The sequence below is a fragment of the Saccharothrix tamanrassetensis genome, from assembly GCF_014203665.1.
Taxonomy (GTDB): domain Bacteria; phylum Actinomycetota; class Actinomycetes; order Mycobacteriales; family Pseudonocardiaceae; genus Actinosynnema; species Actinosynnema tamanrassetense.
The window spans coordinates 44,337-63,693 of record NZ_JACHJN010000013.1 but is presented as its reverse complement, the minus strand read 5'-3'; the positions used below and the strand labels follow the sequence as shown (position 1 = coordinate 63,693).

Annotated in this window: 17 protein-coding genes; 7 read left to right on the top strand and 10 right to left on the bottom strand. The window is 72.6% G+C overall.

The window, feature by feature from the left end; translation table 11 throughout:
* The first annotated feature begins 38 nt into the window (after window positions 1-38).
* Complete coding sequence (locus tag FHS29_RS31990) at window positions 39-3,047, top strand: AfsR/SARP family transcriptional regulator (protein ID WP_184697336.1); 3,009 nt, start codon at window positions 39-41, stop codon at window positions 3,045-3,047.
* A gap of 68 nt (window positions 3,048-3,115) precedes the next feature.
* Here FHS29_RS31990 and FHS29_RS31985 read toward each other — a convergent pair whose 3' ends face one another.
* From FHS29_RS31985 to FHS29_RS31970, 4 genes are all read right to left on the bottom strand, one after another.
* The gene (locus FHS29_RS31985; RefSeq protein WP_184697333.1) at window positions 3,116-4,246 is read right to left on the bottom strand and encodes a glycosyltransferase family 4 protein; all 1,131 of its coding nucleotides are present in this window, start codon (window positions 4,244-4,246) and stop codon (window positions 3,116-3,118) included.
* 9 nt (window positions 4,247-4,255) lie between these two features.
* Window positions 4,256-5,521: a hypothetical protein gene (locus tag FHS29_RS31980; RefSeq protein WP_184697330.1), complete on the bottom strand. Its 1,266-nt coding sequence runs from the start codon at window positions 5,519-5,521 to the stop codon at window positions 4,256-4,258.
* Window positions 5,522-5,659: 138 nt separating this feature from the next.
* Window positions 5,660-6,691: a C40 family peptidase gene (locus tag FHS29_RS38350; RefSeq protein ID WP_184697327.1), complete on the bottom strand. Its 1,032-nt coding sequence runs from the start codon at window positions 6,689-6,691 to the stop codon at window positions 5,660-5,662.
* 301 nt (window positions 6,692-6,992) lie between these two features.
* Window positions 6,993-8,342 carry an NYN domain-containing protein gene (locus FHS29_RS31970; RefSeq protein WP_376774488.1) on the bottom strand — a complete coding sequence of 450 codons (1,350 nt, stop codon included), beginning with the start codon at window positions 8,340-8,342 and terminating at the stop codon, window positions 6,993-6,995.
* 105 nt (window positions 8,343-8,447) lie between these two features.
* Between FHS29_RS31970 and FHS29_RS31965 the strand changes: the two genes are divergently transcribed.
* Both FHS29_RS31965 and FHS29_RS31960 read left to right on the top strand, forming a co-directional pair.
* Window positions 8,448-10,163, top strand: coding sequence for a DEDD exonuclease domain-containing protein (locus FHS29_RS31965; RefSeq protein ID WP_184697324.1), 1,716 nt, complete (start codon window positions 8,448-8,450; stop codon window positions 10,161-10,163).
* 36 nt (window positions 10,164-10,199) lie between these two features.
* Window positions 10,200-10,484, top strand: coding sequence for an Lrp/AsnC family transcriptional regulator (locus FHS29_RS31960; RefSeq protein WP_184697321.1), 285 nt, complete (start codon window positions 10,200-10,202; stop codon window positions 10,482-10,484).
* Between the two features lie 65 nt (window positions 10,485-10,549).
* Here FHS29_RS31960 and qcrB read toward each other — a convergent pair whose 3' ends face one another.
* The 4 genes from qcrB to ctaE are packed head-to-tail and all read right to left on the bottom strand — an operon-like array spanning window position 10,550 to window position 14,803.
* Complete coding sequence (qcrB, locus tag FHS29_RS31955) at window positions 10,550-12,220, bottom strand: cytochrome bc1 complex cytochrome b subunit (RefSeq protein WP_184697318.1); 1,671 nt, start codon at window positions 12,218-12,220, stop codon at window positions 10,550-10,552.
* Entirely contained in the window at window positions 12,217-13,341 is a 1,125-nt protein-coding gene (gene qcrA, locus FHS29_RS31950; protein ID WP_184697316.1) for a cytochrome bc1 complex Rieske iron-sulfur subunit, read from the bottom strand. Before qcrA ends, qcrB begins: the two co-directional genes overlap by 4 nt.
* On the bottom strand, window positions 13,338-14,147 hold the full coding sequence (gene qcrC / locus FHS29_RS31945; protein WP_184697313.1) for a cytochrome bc1 complex diheme cytochrome c subunit: 810 nt from the start codon (window positions 14,145-14,147) through the stop codon (window positions 13,338-13,340). Before qcrC ends, qcrA begins: the two co-directional genes overlap by 4 nt.
* A gap of 47 nt (window positions 14,148-14,194) precedes the next feature.
* A complete protein-coding gene (gene ctaE / locus FHS29_RS31940) occupies window positions 14,195-14,803 on the bottom strand; it encodes an aa3-type cytochrome oxidase subunit III (protein WP_184697310.1) in 609 nt (202 codons plus the stop codon).
* 83 nt (window positions 14,804-14,886) lie between these two features.
* Between ctaE and FHS29_RS31935 the strand changes: the two genes are divergently transcribed.
* From FHS29_RS31935 to FHS29_RS31920, 4 genes are all read left to right on the top strand, one after another.
* On the top strand, window positions 14,887-15,285 hold the full coding sequence (locus FHS29_RS31935) for a hypothetical protein (protein ID WP_184697308.1): 399 nt from the start codon (window positions 14,887-14,889) through the stop codon (window positions 15,283-15,285).
* A 56-nt stretch (window positions 15,286-15,341) separates the two neighbouring features.
* The gene (locus FHS29_RS31930) at window positions 15,342-15,752 is read left to right on the top strand and encodes a hypothetical protein (RefSeq protein WP_184697305.1); all 411 of its coding nucleotides are present in this window, start codon (window positions 15,342-15,344) and stop codon (window positions 15,750-15,752) included.
* 6 nt (window positions 15,753-15,758) lie between these two features.
* Window positions 15,759-16,817: an anthranilate phosphoribosyltransferase gene (gene trpD / locus FHS29_RS31925; protein ID WP_184697302.1), complete on the top strand. Its 1,059-nt coding sequence runs from the start codon at window positions 15,759-15,761 to the stop codon at window positions 16,815-16,817.
* 228 nt (window positions 16,818-17,045) lie between these two features.
* A complete protein-coding gene (locus tag FHS29_RS31920) occupies window positions 17,046-17,714 on the top strand; it encodes a lysophospholipid acyltransferase family protein (protein WP_184697298.1) in 669 nt (222 codons plus the stop codon).
* 84 nt (window positions 17,715-17,798) lie between these two features.
* Here the strand turns inward: FHS29_RS31920 and FHS29_RS31915 are convergent, their stop codons facing one another.
* Together FHS29_RS31915 and ctaC are read right to left on the bottom strand one after the other, a co-directional pair.
* A complete protein-coding gene (locus FHS29_RS31915; protein ID WP_184697295.1) occupies window positions 17,799-18,215 on the bottom strand; it encodes a cytochrome c oxidase subunit 4 in 417 nt (138 codons plus the stop codon).
* A 12-nt stretch (window positions 18,216-18,227) separates the two neighbouring features.
* Complete coding sequence (gene ctaC / locus FHS29_RS31910) at window positions 18,228-19,160, bottom strand: aa3-type cytochrome oxidase subunit II (RefSeq protein ID WP_184697292.1); 933 nt, start codon at window positions 19,158-19,160, stop codon at window positions 18,228-18,230.
* Window positions 19,161-19,357: the final 197 nt, after the last annotated feature.

Sequence of the window (19,357 nt, the reverse complement as noted above, 5' to 3'; positions counted from 1 at the left end):
GAGGGGATCCGCCGGACGTTCATTCGAGGGGAACGAGGATGGGATCGGGGCCGTCGTTCGGGCTGCTCGGCCCCCTCGAAGTACGCCTCGACGGCCGTGGCGTGCCGGTCCGGGCGGGCAAGCACCGGGCGCTGCTGGCGGCGTTGTCCCTGCGTGCGGGCCGTGTGGTGGCGGTGAACGAGCTGGTCGCGTTCCTCTGGGGCGACGACCCGCCCGCCCGCACGCGGGGCACCCTCCAGACCTACGTCATGCGGCTGCGGCAGCTGCTCGGCGACCCTTCGCTCATCCGCACGACCTCCGACGGCTACCGCCTCGTGGTGACGCCCGAGCAGGTCGACGCGCACCGCTTCACGACCACCGCGGGCCTCGCCCGCCAGGCCGCGCGGCAGGGTGACCCGGCCCGCGCCGCCGACCTGTACGCGGAGGCGCTGGACCTCTGGCGCGGCCCGGCGCTCGCGGACGTCCCGTCCGAAGCCCTGCGGCACGAGGAGGTGCCCCGGCTGACCGAGCGCCTGATGGTCGTGCACGAGGAGCGCAACGACGTCGAGCTGGCGCTGGGCAACCACGAGCGCCTGGTGCCGGTGCTGCGCGGCCTCACCACCGACCACCCGCTGCGGGAGCGGTTCTGGGCGCAGCTGATGGTCGCGCTGTACCGGGGCAGCCGGCAGGCGGAGGCGCTGGAGGCGTTCCGCCGGGTGGACCGGGTGCTGGCCGACCAGCTGGGCGTCGAGCCGGGCGCGGAGCTGCGCCGGGTGCACCAGGCGATCCTGGTCGGCGACCCGGCGCTGGCCGCGCCCGCCGAACCGGCCGACCCGGACGTGCCCGACCAGCTGCCGCCGGACGTGCCGGGGTTCGTGGGGCGCGCCGAGGTGGTCGACCGGGTGGCCCGGCTGGTGGCGCCGGACGAGACCGGCACGGCGGTGCCGATCGTGGTGCTGACCGGCGTGCCCGGGGTGGGCAAGACGGCGCTCGCGGTGCGGCTGGCGCACCGGCTGCGGCACCGGTTCCCGGACGGCCGGCTGTACGCGGACCTGCGCGGCCACGCCTGCGGTCCGCCGCCGGCCGCGGTGGACGTGCTGACCAGGTTCCTGCGGGCGCTGGGCGTGCCGCCGGAGCAGATCCCGGTCGACCCGGACGAGCAGAGCTCGCTGTTCCGCTCGCTGCTGGCCGGCCGGCGGATGCTGCTGGTGCTGGACAACGCCGCCGCGCCGGACCAGGTCCGCCCGTTGCTGCCGGGCGCGGCCGGCTGCCCGGTGCTGATCACCAGCCGGGACGACCTGCGGGGCCTGATCGCGGTGGACGGGGCCCGCCGGGTGGCGGTGGACGTGCTGGCGAAGGACGAAGCGCTGGCGCTGCTGCGCCGCACCGGCCCGGCCGCCGAGGAGCTCGCCGAGCGCTGCGGGTACCTGCCGTCGACGCTGGCCATCGCCGCCGCGGCGGTGGGCGACGGCCCGGTGGCCCGCTACGTCGAACGGCTCGGCGACCGCGGGCCGGCCGAACTGGCGCACGCCGACCTGCCGCCCGCCGCCCGCCGGCTGTTCCGCCTGCTCGGCGCCGTGCCGGGGCCGGACTTCACGGCCGAGGCCGCGGCCAACGCCGGCGACCTGTCGGTGGGCGCGGCCGGTGCGCTGCTGGCCCGCCTCGCGGCCGCCCGGCTGCTCCGGGCGCACGGCGGTCGGTACTCGTTCCACGACGAGCCGGCCCGGTCCGCCGCCGGACCCGCCGAGGACGTCGCGCAGGCCCGCATCCGACTGCTCAGGTTCTACGTGGGCGCCGTGGACCAGTGCGCCGAACTGCTGTACCCGGACCTGATGCGACTGCCCGCGACCGACGGCACGGCGGTCCGGCTGCCCCGCATCGAGACCGCCGCCCGGGCCAGGGCGTGGCTGGACGCCGAACGCGCCAACCTCACCGCCGCGATCCGGTCGGCCGCCGAGCACGGCCCGGCGGAGGTCTCCTGGCGACTGGCCGACGGCCTGCGCGGCTACCTGTGGATCGGCAAGCACGTCACCGAGTGGCTGACCACCGCCCGCTACGGCCTGGACGCCGCCCACGAGCAGCGCGACCGGGCCGGCGAGGCCGCGATGCGGCAGAACCTGGGCACCCTGCACTGGCGGCTGGGCGACTTCGACACGTCCGTCGCGCACTACACGCGGGCGGTCGAGCTGCACCGGGCGTCCGGCGACCTGGCGTCCGAGGCGGGCGTGCGCGGGGCGCTGGGCCTGGTCCGGCTGGACGCGGGCGACCTGGCGGGCGCGCGCGACGACCTGGAGACGTGCCTGGCGCTGCACCGCGAGTCGGGCGGATCCCGACCCGGCGAGACGGGCGTGCTGACCGGTCTGGGCATCCTGGCGATCGACACCGGCGAGCTGGCCGAGGCGGAGGAGCTGCTGGGCGAGGCGCTCGCGGTGAGCACCGCGCAGGGCGTGCGCGCGGGCGAGATCACCGCCCGCGTCCTGCTCGGCATGACCGCCCAGCTGCTGGGCGAGCCGCGGCGGGCGCTCACGCAGTTGGCCGAGGCGCTGCGGCTGAGCCGCGAGTCGGGGTTCCGGGCGTCCACCGCCCGTGCCCTGGAGGCCATCGCGAGCGTGCGGCTGGACCTGGGCGAGCACTCGACCGCGTTGGCGTTGGCGGAGCAGGCGCTGGTGGAGCTGAAGGACGACGGTGATCAGCGGGTGACGACGAACGTGCTGGTCGTGATGGCGTCCGCGAACCGCGGCCGGAACGACCTGCGCACCGCCGACGAGCAGTTCCAGCAGGCGCTGACCAAGGCCCGGCGGATCGGGTTCCGGTTCGGGGAGGCCAAGGCGCTGGTGGGGTTGGCGGCGGTGCGGCGGCTGCGCGGCGAACCGGCCGAGGCGAAGGCGCTGTGCGACCAGGCGGTCGCGCTCACCGCGTGGCAGGGGCTGCGGATCATCGAGGGCATGGCACGGGCGGAACTCGCGGCGGTGCACTTGGCGATGGGCAACCACACGGCGGCGGCCGAGGAGGCCGAACGCGCGAACGCCATCCGGACGCGGACCGGCCACCGACCACCGCCCGCCTGAACCGCGCTCCCGGCGGGTCGCGCCGCCGGGACCGGCGACGAGTCACGATTCCGGGGCAGCCGAGCCCGTCAGCCGTCGATCAGCGTCGCCAGCCGTGCGGCCAGGTCCTCCCAGCGCCACTCGCGCGACACCCACTCCCGGCCCGCCTGCCCCATCTTCGCCGCCAGGTCCCGGTCCGCCAGCAGCCGCCCCACCTCGGTCGCGACCGCGGCCACCGACCGGCCGTCCACCACACTCCCGGTGATCCCGTCCCGCACGGTCTCCGGCGCACCCCCGGACCGCCCCGCCACCACCGGCAACCCGGTCGCCGAAGCCTCCAGGTACACGATCCCGAGCCCTTCGACGTCCAGCCCGCGCCCCCGCGTCCGGCAAGGCATGGCGAACACGTCCCCGGCGTTGTAGTGCGCGGGCAGCTCCGACCACGGCACGGCCCCGGTCGACACCACGTGGTCCGCCACGCCGACGGAAGAAGCCAAGCGGGCCAACGAATCCCGGTGCGGTCCGCCGCCGACGAGGAGCAGCGCGGCGTCCGGCACCTGCCGCCGGATCTCCGGCAACGCCCGCACCAGCACGTCCTGCCCCTTGCGCGGCACCAGGCGCGACACGCACACCACCACCGGCCGATCGCCCAAGCCGTGACGCGAGCGGATCTCCTGCCGCGCCACCGGGTCCGGCGCGAACACCGACGTGTCCACCCCGGACGGCAGGTGCTCCAGCGCCGCCATCGGACCGAACGCGGCGGCGAACCGGGACCGGGTGTACCGGCTCACGAACGTCACCACGTCCACAGTGGAACCGATGGCGCGCAACGACTGCCGGGCCGCCGGCAGCATCGACCAGCCGACCTCGTGCCCGTGCGTGCACGCCACCACGCGCTGCGCGCCCGCGTCCCGCAGCCACGGCGTGAGCAGCGCCAGCGGTGCCGCCGCGCCGAACCACACCGCCTCGCACCGGTTGGACCGCATGATCTCCGACGCCCGCCGCAGCACGTCCGGCGTGGGCAGCATCAGCGTGCCGGGGTGCCGCACCACCTCGAACGGCTGCACGGCGTCGAACTCGGGGTGCGAACCCGACGGCGACTCCCACGACGGCGCGTACACCACGAGGTCCGGCAGCCGGGAGGCCAGCGCGTGCAGGTAGGCCTGGATGCCGCCGGGGCGGGGCGGGAAGTCATTGGTCACCAGGAGGGTCCGACGCACGGCCCCACGTTACGGGAACGCCGATCGCAGGAATTCCCGCCAGCCCCGCACCAACTCCGCCACGTCCGCCCCGGTCGTCTCCAGCACCAGGGCGTCCAGCCGCGCCCCGGTCAGCGGCCCGGCCCGCGCGATCCGCCGGTACACCTCCACCAGCCCCGGCTCGCCGAGCTTCCGCGCCAGGTACAGGTTGAGCGACCACGACTCCTGGTAGGCCAGTTCCATGGTCGCGCCCCGGAACCGCCCGTCGGGCGGCAGTTCGGACGGCGGCGCGGTCTTCACCAGTGCGGCCAGCGCGGGGGCGGCCTTGCGCGGCGGCACGTCGCTGCCCCGGTAGCCCACGTAGTCCGCGAAGCCCTCCAGCAGCCACATGGGGGCCCCGTCGACGGTCTCGCCGCGTGCCGCGACGTGGGTGATCTCGTGCCGCAGCAGCACCCGCAACGACAGCGGCGACAGCACGCTCGCGCGGTCCGGGTTCAGCACCACCCGCTGGCCCTGCGCGGTGTGCGTCCGGGCATCCACCCGGTCGGCCACCGCGACGCCCGCGATCGACCCGTCCGCGAAGCCCGGCCCCACCAGCGCCTGCAACTCGCGGGCGTCGGCCGGGATCAGCACGGCGACCTGCCGCGCCCACGCCGGGCCCCACACCTCGGTCACGGTGGCCACGGCGGTGCCCAGTTCGGCCAGCACGCGGGCGGCCAGCGGCTCGCCGCCGGGGTGGCTGAGCACGAACCCGCCGGCGCCGGTCAGCACGTGGCACGGGCCGAAGTCCCACGGCCCGCGCCAGGTGCGCTTGCCGACCGGTTCCAGGGCGGTGTCGGAGTTGAGGTACCAGCGGTCGCCGCGCCGGGTGAACAGGTAGGCCATCGGCTGCGTGCTGGGCGTGGCGTCGACCCCGCGCAGCCGGTACGCGAGCCGCACGCCGGGCGCCCACGACTCGTCGGCGGCGGGCAGCCGGACGGCGGCGAGGTCCGTCCCGCCCTCGACCCGGTACTCCCACTCCCCCAGCGGCACGGCGGCGAGGTTGCGGAACAGGTCGCGCTGCCGCTGCCGGAAGTCCGGCTCGGCGTCCGGGTCCAGGTCGGCGGTGAACGCGTCCTCGTCGCGGGTCAGCACCGCGCGGGCCCGGCGGTCCAACAGGTCGCGGATCGCGTCCTGGCGCGGGTCGACGACGGCCGCCGACGGAGCCGGTGGCCGGTCCGGGGTCACCGCCAGCGCCAGCCCGCACAGGAACGACGCGGCGACCAGCGCGGCCAGCAGGACCCGGAAGCGGCTCACGCGTCTCCAAAGTAGTCGGCAGGGCCACCCCGGTGCGGGGCGGCCCTGCCGTACTGCGGTCACCTCTCGACGCGCGACGTCCCGGAGCTCACCGGCTCTTGCCGGGTGCGGAACACCGGTGCGCCCGCATCAAGGGGTTCAGCCTTCGATGCGGCGCATCGCGAAGATGGAGCCGGGGCTGTCCAGCGGCACGATCTTCACCGGCACGCCCTCGGTGGAGGCGTGCACGACGCTGCCGTTGTCCACCGCCATCCCGACGTGGTTGCCGCCGTTGTAGATCACCAGGTCGCCCGCCCGGAGCTCACCGCGGCTCACCGCACGACCGGCACCCGCCTGGCCGTTGCTGGTGCGCGGGATGGTCACGCCCGCCGAGGCGTACGCCTTGGAGGTCAGGCCGGAGCAGTCCCACAGGTCCGGGCCGGTCGCGCCGTACTTGTACCCGTCGCCGCGCTGGTCCAGCGCGAACGCCAGAGCGGCGCCCGCCGTGCCGGACGGCACCGACTTGTCCGACATGTCACCGGGGTCGGTGAGCACCTTGCGGTCGCCCGAGTTGAGCTGGTTGAGCTGCGCGCGGACCTCCTTGATCTGGTTGTCGAGGTCACCCTGGCGCTTCTTGATGTCGTCGGCGATCCGGGTGGACTCGTCGGTCGCCTTCTGCGCGCGGCTCTGCGCGTCCGCCGCCACCGCCTTCGCCGACTCGGCCGCGTTCACCGCACCGGACAGCTTGTCCAGCGCCTCGCCGTTGTCGGCGGCCAGCACGCCCAGCGCGGACATCCGGTTGAGGAAGTCCTGCTGCGAGTCGCTCACCAGCAGCGCGGAGAGGTGGTTGAACCGGGCGCCCTCGAACGACGCCTCGGTGAGCTTGTCCACCTGGACGCGGAACAGCTGCTCGTCGGTGCGCGCCTGCTCGCCCGCGGTGTTGGCCTGCGCGAGGTCCGCGTTGGCCTGGTCGAGCAAACCCTGGTTGTTGTCGCGCTGCTCTTCCGCGCGCAGCAGTTCCTCGTTGAGCTTGGTGGCCTGCTCGGCCAGCTCGTTGTACTTGTTCAGCGCATCGGAAGCCGTGTTCGGCTGAGCTCCGGCGGTCGCGGGTGAGACACCCACCGCCGCGGCGGCCACCGCCGTGGCCGCGATCGCCCCGCGCACACCGCGCTTGAGTCGTTGCGACGCCACAGTCGCGTGTCACTCCTAACGTATGAACCGCCTGCCGGTCGGGCGTGCGTGTCCGCACCTGCCCGACAGATCTGGTCAGTTGCTCCGGCTCGGCACCCCGACAGGCCGATTCGGCGGTGAACCCGCGTCGCCGTCCAGGATGGACGGCTGCCCGCCGCGAGATCTCGGCCAGGTTACGAAAGGTGAGCCCCGGCGTCCACCCGCAGGGGCCGGAAATCCTTCCAGGTTGGCAACGATCCTCGAACGGCCGTCCCGTGACCTCACGGTGTGACCGCCCGTGGTGTGAAAAACACGGCCCGTGTCACACCCGTCCCAGGCGTGCCAGCAGCACCGCGGACGGCACCGGGTGCGCACCCCGCCGTCGGACGGAGTCCGCGACCGCCCGGTCGGACGTGACCACGACCACCGGACGGCCCTCCGGCTCCGCGGTGACCAGAGCACGGATCACGTCGTCGGCCAGCACGCCGGGATCGCTGAACAGCACGCGCACCCCGCGCGGCGCACTGGTCGGCACCGCCACCACGCCCGCGCCGTCGAACACCAGGGTCACCTCGGCCCCGGTCCGCGCCGCCAGCACGGCCAACTGGTGCACCAGCCGGTCGCGCTGGTCGGACAGCGACAGCTCCGGGTAGCCGGTCTTGGTGACGTTGTAGCCGTCCACGATCAAGTGCACGGCGGGCAGCGCCAGCAGGCGGTCCAGCGCCGCCGGGTCCTCCACCCGGCCCACCGCGCCCTGCGCCGCGCTCGCACCGCGCACCAGGTCCGCCGGGCGCGGGCCGGCGCCACCCAGGGCCAGTTCCCGGCGCAGTCCGTTCACCGCGCCGTCCAGCGTGTCCACCAGCAGCGCCAGGCGCACCTCGTCGGCCTGCCGGGCCTCCTTGGCGGACTGCCGCGCCACCTCGGCGTCGGCCTCGGCCCGTTGCGCCTTGGCGCGCTCGTTCTCCGCGCGCTCGCGTTCCCGGTCGCGTTCGGCGGTGATCCGGCGGACCTCCGCCTCCGCCTCGGCGCGCGCCCGTTCCGCCTCGGCCTGCGCGGACTCGGCCCGGTCCTTCGCCTCGCGCAGCCGCACGCCCTGCTCGCGCAGGCGCTTGCGCAGCCGCTCCAGCTCGACCTCGGCCTCCTCCCGGATCTTGTCCGTGACGCTGGTGGTCTCCGCCCGCTCCGCCTTGAGCCGCTCCAGCTCCTGGTCCAGCCGGTCCGCCCGCTGCACGGCGGCGTCGCGCTCCACCCGCAGCGAGGCCTCGGTCGCCCGCCGGGTCACCAGCTCGACGAAGTGGGCCGCCACCTCCTCGCCCTGCAGGATCGCCGCCGCACCGGCCGCGACCGGGTCGGGCGAGGTGGCCTCCAGCGCGGCGGGCCGGTTGCGCCGCAACCACTCGACCACGGCCGCCCGGAAGTTCGACGAGTTCCGCAGACCCGCGATCAACGCGCCGCCGCCCAACCGCGCGCGCTTGGTCGGCGCGAACCTGGCGACCGCCCTGAGCTGCTGCGGGACGTCGACCTTCGCCAGGTCGCCCAGGGCGTCCGCGCTCAGCTCCGCCAACCGGGCGCGCAGCTGCTCCGGCAGCGCCCCCCAGTCCACAGTGGACTCGACGGGCGCGTCCGGCTCTCCGGTCACGAGTCCGTCGTCGGGCGCTATCGGGTCCTGCACCCGTACAGGCTACGGCCCCGTGACCGTTGACACCGACTTCCCCGCCCCGTCGGCCGGCCTGCGGGAATCGAAGATTGTCGTACCCCCTCGCTACGGTGCGCGGCGATGACTACCCCGACCACCGCCCAGCTGACGTTCGACGAGCTGGGAACCCCGTTGCGGGACACCACGTTCGTCGTGTTCGACCTGGAGACGACGGGCGGCAGCGCGGCCGCGGACGCGATCACCGAGATCGGCGCGGTGAAGGTCCGGGGCGGTCGGGTGCTGGGCACGTTCTCGACCCTGGTCGACCCGGAACGCGGTATTCCACCGCAGGTGGTGGCGCTGACCGGGATCACCCAGTACATGGTGACCGGCGCGCCCCGGCTGGCGACGGTGCTGCCCGCCTTCCTGGAGTTCGCCGCCGGATCCGTGCTCGTGGCGCACAACTCCGGGTTCGACGTGGGGTTCGTCAAGGCCGCCTGCGAGCGGCACGGGTACCACTGGCCCCGGCCCACCGTGCTGTGCACGGTCAAGCTCGCCCGCCGGGTGCTGTCCCGGGACGAGGCGCCGAGCTGCCGGTTGTCCGCGCTGGCGCAGCTGTTCCGGGTCGGGACGGTGCCGAACCACCGGGCGCTGACCGACGCGCGGGCGACCGTGGAGGTCCTGCACCACTTGCTGGAACGGGTCGGTTCGGTCGGCGTGCACTCGCTGGAGGAACTGCTCGCGTACCTGCCGGAGGTGACACCGGCGCAGCGCCGGAAGCGGGAGCTGGCCGCGCATCTGCCTTCGTCACCCGGTGTGTACCTGTTCCGGGGTCCGAACGAGGAGGTGCTGTACGTCGGCACGGCTTCGGACCTCCGCAGGCGGGTGCGGCAGTACTTCACCGCGTCGGAGGGCCGGCGGCGGCTGCGCGAGATGGTCGCGCTGGCCGTCCGGGTGGACGGGGTGGTGTGCGCGCACTCGCTGGAGGCGGAGGTGCGGGAGCTGCGGCTGCTGACCGCGCACAAGCCCGCGTACAACCGGCGGTCGAAGAACCAGGGCGGCTGGTGGTGGCTCACGCTGACCGAGGAGCCGTTCCCCCGCCTCTCGCTGGTCCGCACGCCGCGTCCGGGGGCGGTCGGGCCGTTCCGGTCCCGGCGGGTGGCCGAGGAGGCTCAGGAGGCGCTGCTGGAGGCCGTGCCGCTGCGGGCCTGTTCGCAACGGATCCCGGCCCGGAACCCGAGTGGGACGCCGTGCGCGCTGTACGAGCTGGGTCGGTGCAAGGCTCCTTGCGCCGGGCGGCAGTCGGTGGACGAGTACGCGCCCGCCGTCGTCGCGTTGCGGGCGTTGGTGGCCGGTGAGGACACCGCGCCGTTGCGAGGGGTGGCCGCGCACCTGGAGGAGCTGTCGGGGGTGCACCGGTTCGAGGACGCCGCCGCGCGCCGGGACCGGTTGGCGGGCCTGGTGCGGGTGCTGGACCGGGGACAGCGGCTCGCCGGGCTGGCGGTCCTGCCGGAACTGGTGGCCGCGCGGCCCGATGGCGCCGGGGGTTGGGAGTTCGCCGTGGTGCGGCACGGCCGGCTGGCGTCGGCCGGAGTGGCGCGGCGGGGCGTTGCGCCGATGCCGGTGGTGGACGCGTTGGTCGCGTCGGCCGAGACGGTGCTGCCCGGGGACGGGCCGCTGTTCGGGGCACCCCCCGAGGAGGCCTCGGTGGTCCTGCGGTGGCTGGACCGGCCGGGAACCCGGTTGGTGTACTGCGACCGGCCCTGGACGTCCCCGGCGGGCGCCGCGGGGGCGTGGCGGGAGTGGGTGGAACGCGCCGAAGCCGGCCGGGACCAGTACCGGGTGGCGGGCCACTAGCATGTGGGCACCCCGACCTTGACCCAGGAGGACGCTGTGATCACCGCGATCGTGTTGATCCAGGCCGCCGCCGAGACCATCCCGGACGCGGCACAGGCGATCGCCGACATCGAGGGCGTCACGGAGGTGTACTCGTGCGCCGGTGACGTGGACCTGATCGCGTTGGTGAAGGTCGCCCGGCACGAGGACCTGGCCGAGCTGGTGCCCGGCCACATCTCCAAGGTGCCCGGCGTGCTCAACACGGACACCCACATCTCGTTCCGGTCCTACTCCAAGCGGGACACGGAAGCCGCGTTCTCCATCGGGCTCGACGAAGCCTGACGGCCGACCCCGGACGCACGGGAAAGGCCCCCGCACCGGTCGGTGCGGGGGCCTTTCCCGTGGGCTCAGTCCTCGGGCTGGGAGGGCTTGCCCGCCAGTTCGGCGGACGGCTTGTTCTCCCCCGTGAGGGAGTCCTTGGCACCGCCGGTGTCCTTGCGGGCCCGGGCCAGGGCCGCGGTCTCCTCCGGGGCGTCCGGCGTCAGGAAGCTGCCGGGCACCGGGTGGCCCGCCGAGCCGAGCTTGTTCATCTTCTTCGGCACCGGGGCGCCCTGGTAGGCCAGGGGCAGCGGGTGGCCGTGGTCGTCCACCGGGCCCAGCGGCTGGTGGAGTTCGATGAACTCGCCGTGCGGCAGGCGCTTGATGATGCCGGTCTCGACACCGTGCTCCAGGACCTCGCGGTCGGCGCGTTGCAGGCCGATGCAGATGCGGTAGGTCAGGAAGTAGGCGATCGGGGGGATCACCAGCAGACCGATGCGGCCCATCCACGTCGTCGCGTTCAACGAGACGTCGAACTTGTACGCGAAGATGTCGTTGGCGCCCATGACCAGCAGCACCATGAAGTACGAGATGGACATGACGCCGAGCGACGTCCGGACCGGCACGTCACGCGGGCGCTGGAGCAGGTTGTGGTGCGCGTAGTCCTTGGTCAGCTTCCGCTCGATCCACGGGTACGCGGCGGCGATGCCGGTCAGCAGCGGCAGGCCGAGCATGAACGGCAGGAACGGCTCGGGCACCGTGTAGTCGCCCAGGTACAGCTCCCACGCCGGCCACAGCCGGACCAGGCCGTCGGTCCAGCCCATGTACCAGTCGGGCTGCGAGCCGGCCGAGATGTGCCCCGCGTTGTACGGGCCGAAGTTCCACACCGGGTTGATCTGGAAGACGCCGCCCATGATCGCGGTGATCGCGACGACCACCGCGAAGAAGCCGCCGCCCTTGGCCGCGAACACCGGCATGATGCGCACGCCGACGACGTTGGTCTCCTTGCGGCCCACGCCCGGGAACTGGGTGTGCTTCTGGTACCAGACCAGCGCCAGGTGCGCGGCCACCAGCGCCAGGATGATCGCGGGGATGACCAGGATGTGCAGCGTGTAGAACCGCGGGATGATCTCCGTGCCGGGGAACTCGCCGCCGAAGGCCAGCCAGTTCAGCCACGTGCCGATGACCGGGAAGGACAGCAGCAGACCGGCCATCACCCGCAGGCCGGTGCCGGACAGCAGGTCGTCGGGCAGCGAGTAGCCGAGGAAGCCCTCGATCGCGCCGAGCATGAACAGCACGATGCCGATGACCCAGTTGATCTCGCGCGGGCGGCGGAACGCGCCCGTGAAGAAGATCCGGAACATGTGCACGACGATCGCGCCCATGAACAGCAGCGCCGCCCAGTGGTGCACCTGCCGCACGAACAGGCCGCCGCGGAAGTCGAACGAGATCTCCAGCGTCGACTCGTAGGCGCGCGACATCGGCACGCCCTGGAGGTTGGTGAAGGTGCCGTTGTAGATGACCTCCTCCATGGAGGGGTCGAAGAACAGCGCCAGGTACGTGCCGGACAGCAGCAGGATGATGAAGCTGTACAGCGCGATCTCGCCCAGCAGGAAAGACCAGTGCGTGGGGAACACCTTGTTCAGCTGTTTCCGCATGCCACCGGCCATGTGGAACCGGTCGTCAGCCCACTTCGCGGCGCCACCCGCCGCCCTGGCGGCGGCGTTCTGCCGCTTCGTCGGCGTGGTGATGCCGCTCATGACTTACGCTCCCAGAACGCCGGACCCACAGCCTCGATGAAGTCGCTGCGGGCAATCAAGTATCCGTCCTCGTCCACCGTGATCGGAAGCTGCGGCAGGGCACGGGTTGCCGGACCGAACCTGGGCTTGCCGTAGTGGAAGACGTCGAACTGCGACTGGTGGCAGGGGCACAGCAGCAGACCGGTCTGCTGCTCGTACAGCGATGCCGGGCACCCCAGGTGGGTGCAGATCTTCGAGAACGCGTACAGGTCGCCGTAGTTGAAGTCCTCTTGACCCGCACGTTTGACGACCTGCTGGCCCGGGCGGAACTTGAGCAGCAGCACCGGGGCGTCGACCCGCTTGGTGGCCATGATGAGCGCGTGCTCGTCGTTCCGCTCGGACTCCCGGAACGGGAAGACGGTCATGTAGCCGCCCGCGTCCAGGTCCTCCGGCCGCACCAGCTGCACGTCGTGCGGCTTGCCGGTGTAGTTGCGCAGGTAGACCTTCTCGCCGTGCTCCGACTTCCACCCGGTGTGCCAGAGCGAGTCCTTGCTGTCGCTGTCCGCCCACGGGTTGCGCACCAGGCTGCCCAGCGGCAGCGCGACCACGCCGAGGCCGAACACGCCGGCGCCCAGGCCCGCGGTCCGCTTGATCAGCGACCGGCGGCCGATGGTGGAGCGGCTGCCCGCGTCGGCCAGCTCGGCGAGCACGGTGGCCTTGTCGACCTCCGTGGAACCGCCGTCGTGGCGCTGCTGGACCGCCAGCTCCTCCGGGATGAACTTCTTCGTGTAGAGCAGCGCGCCCACGCCCAGGGCGAGCACCGACAGGCCGAGCGTGAAGCCGATCAGCGGGGTGTACAGGCTGTACACGAAGTGGTCCGGGGTGTTCGGCTGGTGGTACTTCCACGGCCAGAACAGGAAGGCGGCGAGGAACGCCAGGCCGGACAGGGCGGCGACGGTGAACCAGAGGGCCACGGTGCGCTCGGCGCGCTTCTCCGCGCGGGTGCCCTCGACCGGCCACCGCTCCTCGTAGTGGACCAGCTCGACACCGTCGAGGTTCGTGCCGAGCTTGACCAGCTCGTCCCTGCTCATCCCGGCGAGGGCGGCCTCGTCGGGCAGGTCCTTCGGCTTCTCGCCGCTCATGCCTTGGCTCCGATCCAGAGGGTCACACCGACCAGCGCGGCGATACCCACGATGAATGCGATCAGACCCTCCGATACCGGCCCGAGGCCGCCGAGGGGGGCGCCGCCGGGGTTGTTGTTCCCGTCGGTCACCGACTTGATGTACGCGATGATGTCTTCCTTCTCCTCCGGCGTGAGCTGCCGGTCGGAGAACTTCGGCATGTTCTGCGGGCCGGTGAGCATGGCCGTGTACACCTGCTCCTCGGTCACCCCGTCCAGCTCGGGTGCGAACTTGCCGGACGACAGCGCCCCGCCGCGACCGGTGAAGTTGTGGCACGCCGCGCAGTTGAGCCGGAACAGCTCGCCACCGCGGGCCGGGTCGTCGCCGCGCAGCGCCTGACCCCGCTCCTCGGGAGTGGTCGGGCCGCCGCCGCGGGACTGGATGAACGCGCCGAGCGCGTCGATCTCCTCCGGCGTGAACACCGCCGGCTTGCGCTGGGCCTGGGCCTCCTGGCGGGCCAACGGCATCCGGCCGGAGGACACCTGGAAGTAGACGGACGCCTCGCCCACACCGATCAGGCTCGGGCCGCGGGCCTCGACGCCGTCGAGGTTCTTGCCGTGGCACGAGATGCAGGTGTTGTTGTAGAGCTGCTCGCCCAGCCGCACCCGGGCCGGGTCGTCCTGCGCCTGCGCGGTCTGCGGCTGCGGCGCGAGCGCGGAGAACAGGAAGCCCGCGGACAGCAGCGCGAAGCCCAGCGCGAGCAGGCCCGAGATCCGCCTGCGCAGCTTGGTGCCGCGCTTCCGGGCCCGTGTGGTGTTGGTGGTCATGTGTGCGGCAACCCTTGCTGGTGTGAGTTCGGGGTTCGTGCTGGTCGTCAGGGCACGATGTAGATGACGGCGAACAAGCCGATCCAGACGACGTCGACGAAGTGCCAGTAGTACGACACGACGATCGCGGACGTCGCCTGCGCGGGGGTGAACTTGCTCAGCTTCGTGCGGACCAGCAGGTAGCCGAACGCGATCAGACCACCGATCACGTGCAGGCCGTGGAAGCCGGTCGTGAGGTAGAAGACGGTGCCGTAGGCGGAGCCGGCGATGGTGGTGCCCTCGTGGACGAGGTTGATGTACTCGCCCGCCTGGCCGCCGACGAAGATCGCACCCATGATCAGCGTCACCAGGTACCAGCGACGCAGGCCGAACACGTCACCGCGCTCCGCCGCGAACACGCCCCACTGGCAGGTGAACGACGAGGCCACCAGGATGATCGTGAAGAACAGTGCGTAGGGCACGTTCAGGTGGGTGGGTGCCGGGGGCCACGGTCCTTCGTTCTGGGCCTTCACCGTGAAGAACATGGCGAAGAGCCCGGCGAAGAACATGAGCTCACTGGACAGCCAGACGATCGTGCCGACGCTGACCATGTTCGGGCGGTTCAGCGAGTGCACGCGCTGGCCGATGGAGGGCGCTGCCGTTGTCACACGACGCATTATTGCTTGCAGGTTTTCGCTCCGCCCATCGGGTCCGGGGCTGTTCGGCCGGTCATCCTGGTCACACGGGCGGTGAGGTGTTCATGGGCTTGTTGCGCCGGTTGCGGGATCGACGTGCCCGACGGGGCGAACCCGCAGTGGGGATCGATTCACCCGGGCTGGTCGTCGTGGTGTCGGCGTTCGACGTCGCGGAGGCCGACTCGGCGGCCCTGGCCCGCTCGCCCCGGTGGCGCGCGGCGGCCCCGGCGGTGCTCCGCCACCACCTCGCACTGCCCCCTGACCAGGTCGAACGCGCTCGGGAGCTGCTCGCGCCGGACGGCTGGCAGGTGCGTGAAGGTGACGTTACTTACGCGTTGCGGGTGCAACTCCTGAGCGCGCTGTCGTGCGCCCGGGAGCGGTCCCGGATGGCGAGCCTGGCGCAGCGGCTGGGCGGCGACTGGATCGGTTGGGACGCTCTCCAGGTCCCGCAAGGGTCCGCATAGGTGGGCCGGATAACATCACGGTCACCTGGCACCCGACCCGCCGGAGGATCACGCAGATGAGCACGCAGACGACCAGGATCCTGGTGTTCAGCCACCGCCCCGAGGTGCGTGAGACGATCATCACTGCCGTGGGGCGGCGTCCGGCGCCCGACCTGGGCCGGGTGGAGTACGTCGAGGCGGCCACCATCGCCGACGTGCTGTACGAGGTGGACGGCGGCAACGTCGACCTGGCCATCCTGGACGGCGAGGCGCAGCCCACCGGCGGCATGGGCCTGTCCCGGCAGCTGAAGAACGAGATCACCGACTGCCCCCCGATCGTGGTGGCGGTGCGCCGCAAGGACGACCGGTGGCTGGCGACGTGGTCGCAGGCGGACGCGGTGCTGGTGCACCCGCTCGACCCGCTGGCCGCCGCCGAGACCGTGGCCGAGGTGCTGCGCTCGACGACCGTGCCCGCCGTGCGGGGCTGAGCCGCCATGACCGCCGAGCGCACGTGGCCGTTACTGCTCAACCAGCTCATCGACCGGGTGGACCTCACCGAGGACGACACGGGCTGGGCGATGGACCAGATCATGTCCGGCGCGGCCACCCCCGCCCAGGTGGGCGCCTTCGCGGTGGCGCTGCGGGCGAAGGGCGAGACCCCCGAGGAGGTCGACGGCCTCGCGACGGTGATGCTGAAGTACGCCCACCGGTTCACCGTGGACGTGCGGGCGGCGGACATCGTCGGCACCGGCGGCGACAGCTCGGGTTCGGTGAACATCTCCACGATGGCGACCCTGGTCGCGGCGGCGGCGGGCGTGCCCGTGGTGAAGCACGGCAACCGCGCGGCGTCGTCGAAGTGCGGCACCGCCGACGTGCTGGAGGCGCTGGGGGTGGCGATCGACCTGCCACCGCCGGGCGTCCAGGCGACCGTGCGGGAACTGGGCATCGGCTTCTGCTTCGCCCCGGTCTTCCACCCGGCGTTCAGGTACACGGCGGGGCCGCGGCGGGAGATCGGCATCCCGACGTCGTTCAACCTGCTGGGGCCGTTGACCAACCCGGCGCAGCCCAAGGTGGGGCTCATCGGGTGCGCCCGCGCCGCAGCGGCGCCATTGATCGCCGGGGTGTTCGCGCGACGGGGCAACACGGCCCTGGTCGTGCGCGGCGACGACGGTCTGGACGAGATCACCACCACGACCACCACGTCCGTGTGGGTGGTCGACGGTGGCGCGGTGCGGACCGACCGGATCGATCCGGGCGTGCTGGGCATCCAGCCCGCGATGCCGGACGACCTGCGCGGTGGGGACGCGGCGGTCAACGCCGAGGTGGTGCGCGAGCTGGTGGCCGGCAAGCCGGGTGCGGTGCGGGACGCGGTGCTGCTCAACGCGGCCGGCGCGATCGCCGCGCACAGCGGGTTGAGCGGTGACCTGCACGCCGACCTCGCGGGTGCGCTGGGCAAGGCCGGCGAGGCGGTCGACTCGGGCGCGGCGGCGGACCTGCTGCGCCGGTGGGCGGCGCGGTCGACGGAGCTGAAGGGCCGACTGGCCGAAGGCTGAGCACTTCCGGGGCACCGCGACCCGCTGCGGTACCCGACCGGGTGGTCGGAGCCCGCAGCTCGCCGTGTCCCGCGGGACCGGGCCGCGGTCGTCAGCCGTTCGTCGCGCGGCCGGCGGCGCGCAGCGGCGTCGACCTCGGAGCAGGGCCGGTGGTGGCGGCGACACGGGCGAGTGAGGTATCAGCCACCTTTTTACTGCCCGGTAACGGTCTCGGGGGATGCTGTTCCCATGCTCTACACGGTGATGAAGCGGGTGGTGGCGCCGACGGCGCGGCTGGTGTGGCGGCCCCGGGTCGAGGGGCTGGAGAACGTGCCGGCGGAAGGCCCCGTGATCCTCGCCGCGAACCACCTGTCGTTCATCGACAGCATCGTCATCCCGATGGTGGTGCCGCGCCGGGTCTCGTTCCTGGCCAAGGCCGAGTACTTCGAGGGCACCGGCCTCCGGGGAGCCCTCTCCCGGTACTTCTTCGGCTCGCTCGGCCACGTTCCGGTACGCCGGGGTATCGGGAGGGCGGCCAGGGCCTCCCTGGACACCGCCGCCGACATCCTGGCCGCGGGCGGCGCGTTCGCGATCTACCCGGAGGGCACCCGCTCGCTCGACGGCCGGCTGCACCGCGGCCGCACGGGGGTGGCCCGGATGGCCCTGGAATCCGGCGCGCCGGTGGTCCCGGTCGGCCTGATCGGCACCGACCAGGTCCAGCCGGTGGACGCGAGGCTGCCCCGGATCCGCCCGGTGACCATCCGGTTCGGCGAGCCGCTGGACTTCTCCCGGTACGCCGGGATGCACGACTCGCTGCCGGTGCTCCGCTCCGTCACCGACGAGGTCGTCTACCGGATCCTCGACCTGTCCGACCAGGAGTACGTCGACCGCTACCAGGGCTCAGACAAGGCCGCCTGACCCGGCGGGGCCGCCCGGGAACCCCCGGACACGCCGATGGCCGCCGCTCCCGCGAGGGAACGGCGGCCATCGGCGTCGGGCAGGTCAGTCGTGGTTCGGACCGGTGTGGTACTCGAACACCAGGCCGCCCACCGCGATCAGCACCAGCACCACCGCGATCACCAGCAGCCACACGTGCCAGAACGCCATCGCCACGCCGGCCGTCGCGGCGGCCGCGGCCAGGCCGATCGGCCAGTACGAGCCGGGGCTGAAGAAGCCCAGCTCGCCCGCGCCGTCGGAGACCTCGGCGTCCGCGTTGTCCTCCGGGCGCACCTCGATGCGCCGGGCGACGAACCGGAAGTACGTGCCGACGATCAGCGCCAGGCCGCCGGTCAGCGCCAGGGCGACCGTGCCGGTCGGCTCGACGGCGCCCGTGTCGGCCCACGTCCAGTAGCCGTAGACCACGGCCACCAGGAACGAGAACGCCATCACCAAGTCAAAAATGCGGGCTTCGACCTTCATCGCAGCGTTCTCCTACTTGCCGCCGCCGGACGCCTCGCGGACGGTCCGGTCGGTTTCAAAGGGCTTGGTCGTGACCGCGTGCGGCGTGCACAGCTCGCCGCAGTCCATCTCGGCCAGCGCCTCGGCGGCGGTGTACGGCTGACCCGTCTTCGGGTTGTCCTTCTCGCGCAGCGACATGTACTCGTCGAACTGGGCCGGTTCCAGCGCGCGGACCTCGAAGTTCATCACCGCGTGGTAGACGCCGCACAGCTCGGCGCAGCGGCCCACGAACGACCCGGTGCGGTCGATCTGGCTGATCTCGAACGAGTCGTCCTGGTTGTTCTTCTTCGGCGCCGGGAAGACGTCCCGCTTGAAGTGGAACTCCGGCACGTAGAACGAGTGGATGACGTCGGTGGACGACAGGTTGAACCGGACCGACCGGCCCTGGGGCAGCACCAGCAGCGGGATCTCGCCGGACGAGCCGATGGTGCTCACCGGCTGGTCCGCCCGGTCCGTCTTGTACTGGGGGTACTTGAACTCCCAGTTCCACTGGAACGCGACCACGTCGACCGTCACGTCCGGATCCCCGGTCTTCTTCGTGACGTAGTTCTGGGTGACCGCGGTGAAGTAGAACAGCACCGCGACGATGATGGTCGGCACGACGATGAGGACGAGCTCCAGCGGCAGGTTGTAGGCCACCTGGCGGGGCAGTTCCTCGCTCTTCTTGCGGTGGAAGGCGATCGACCAGAGGATCAGCCCCCAGACGATCACACCGACCGCGAGCGCGGCGACGACCGACCAGGTCCACAGCTCGCGCATCCGCTCGGCCTGCGGCGTCACGGCCACCGGCCAGCCGAAGCGCAGCACCTCATCCGTGGAGCAACCGGTGGCCCCGACGCCGACCAGGCCGACCAGCCCGACGACCTTCGCCAGCCGCGCTGCCCTGGTGCCCTCCTTCAGGCCCACTGCTCGCCGCCTCCTCGTTGAAAGCTCACCGCCGCCGGGAAGCGGCGATCAGACGCAGGCAGGAGCGAACCTCAGCCCCTGCCGGATCATGCGGGAGCGTAGCTCAGCCGGTGCGTGAGCACCCCTCGGGGGCGGCCCCCGTGCGGTGCAGTTTCGGTCACACGAAGGGCTCCCGGCATACTGGGTACTTCCTCCAC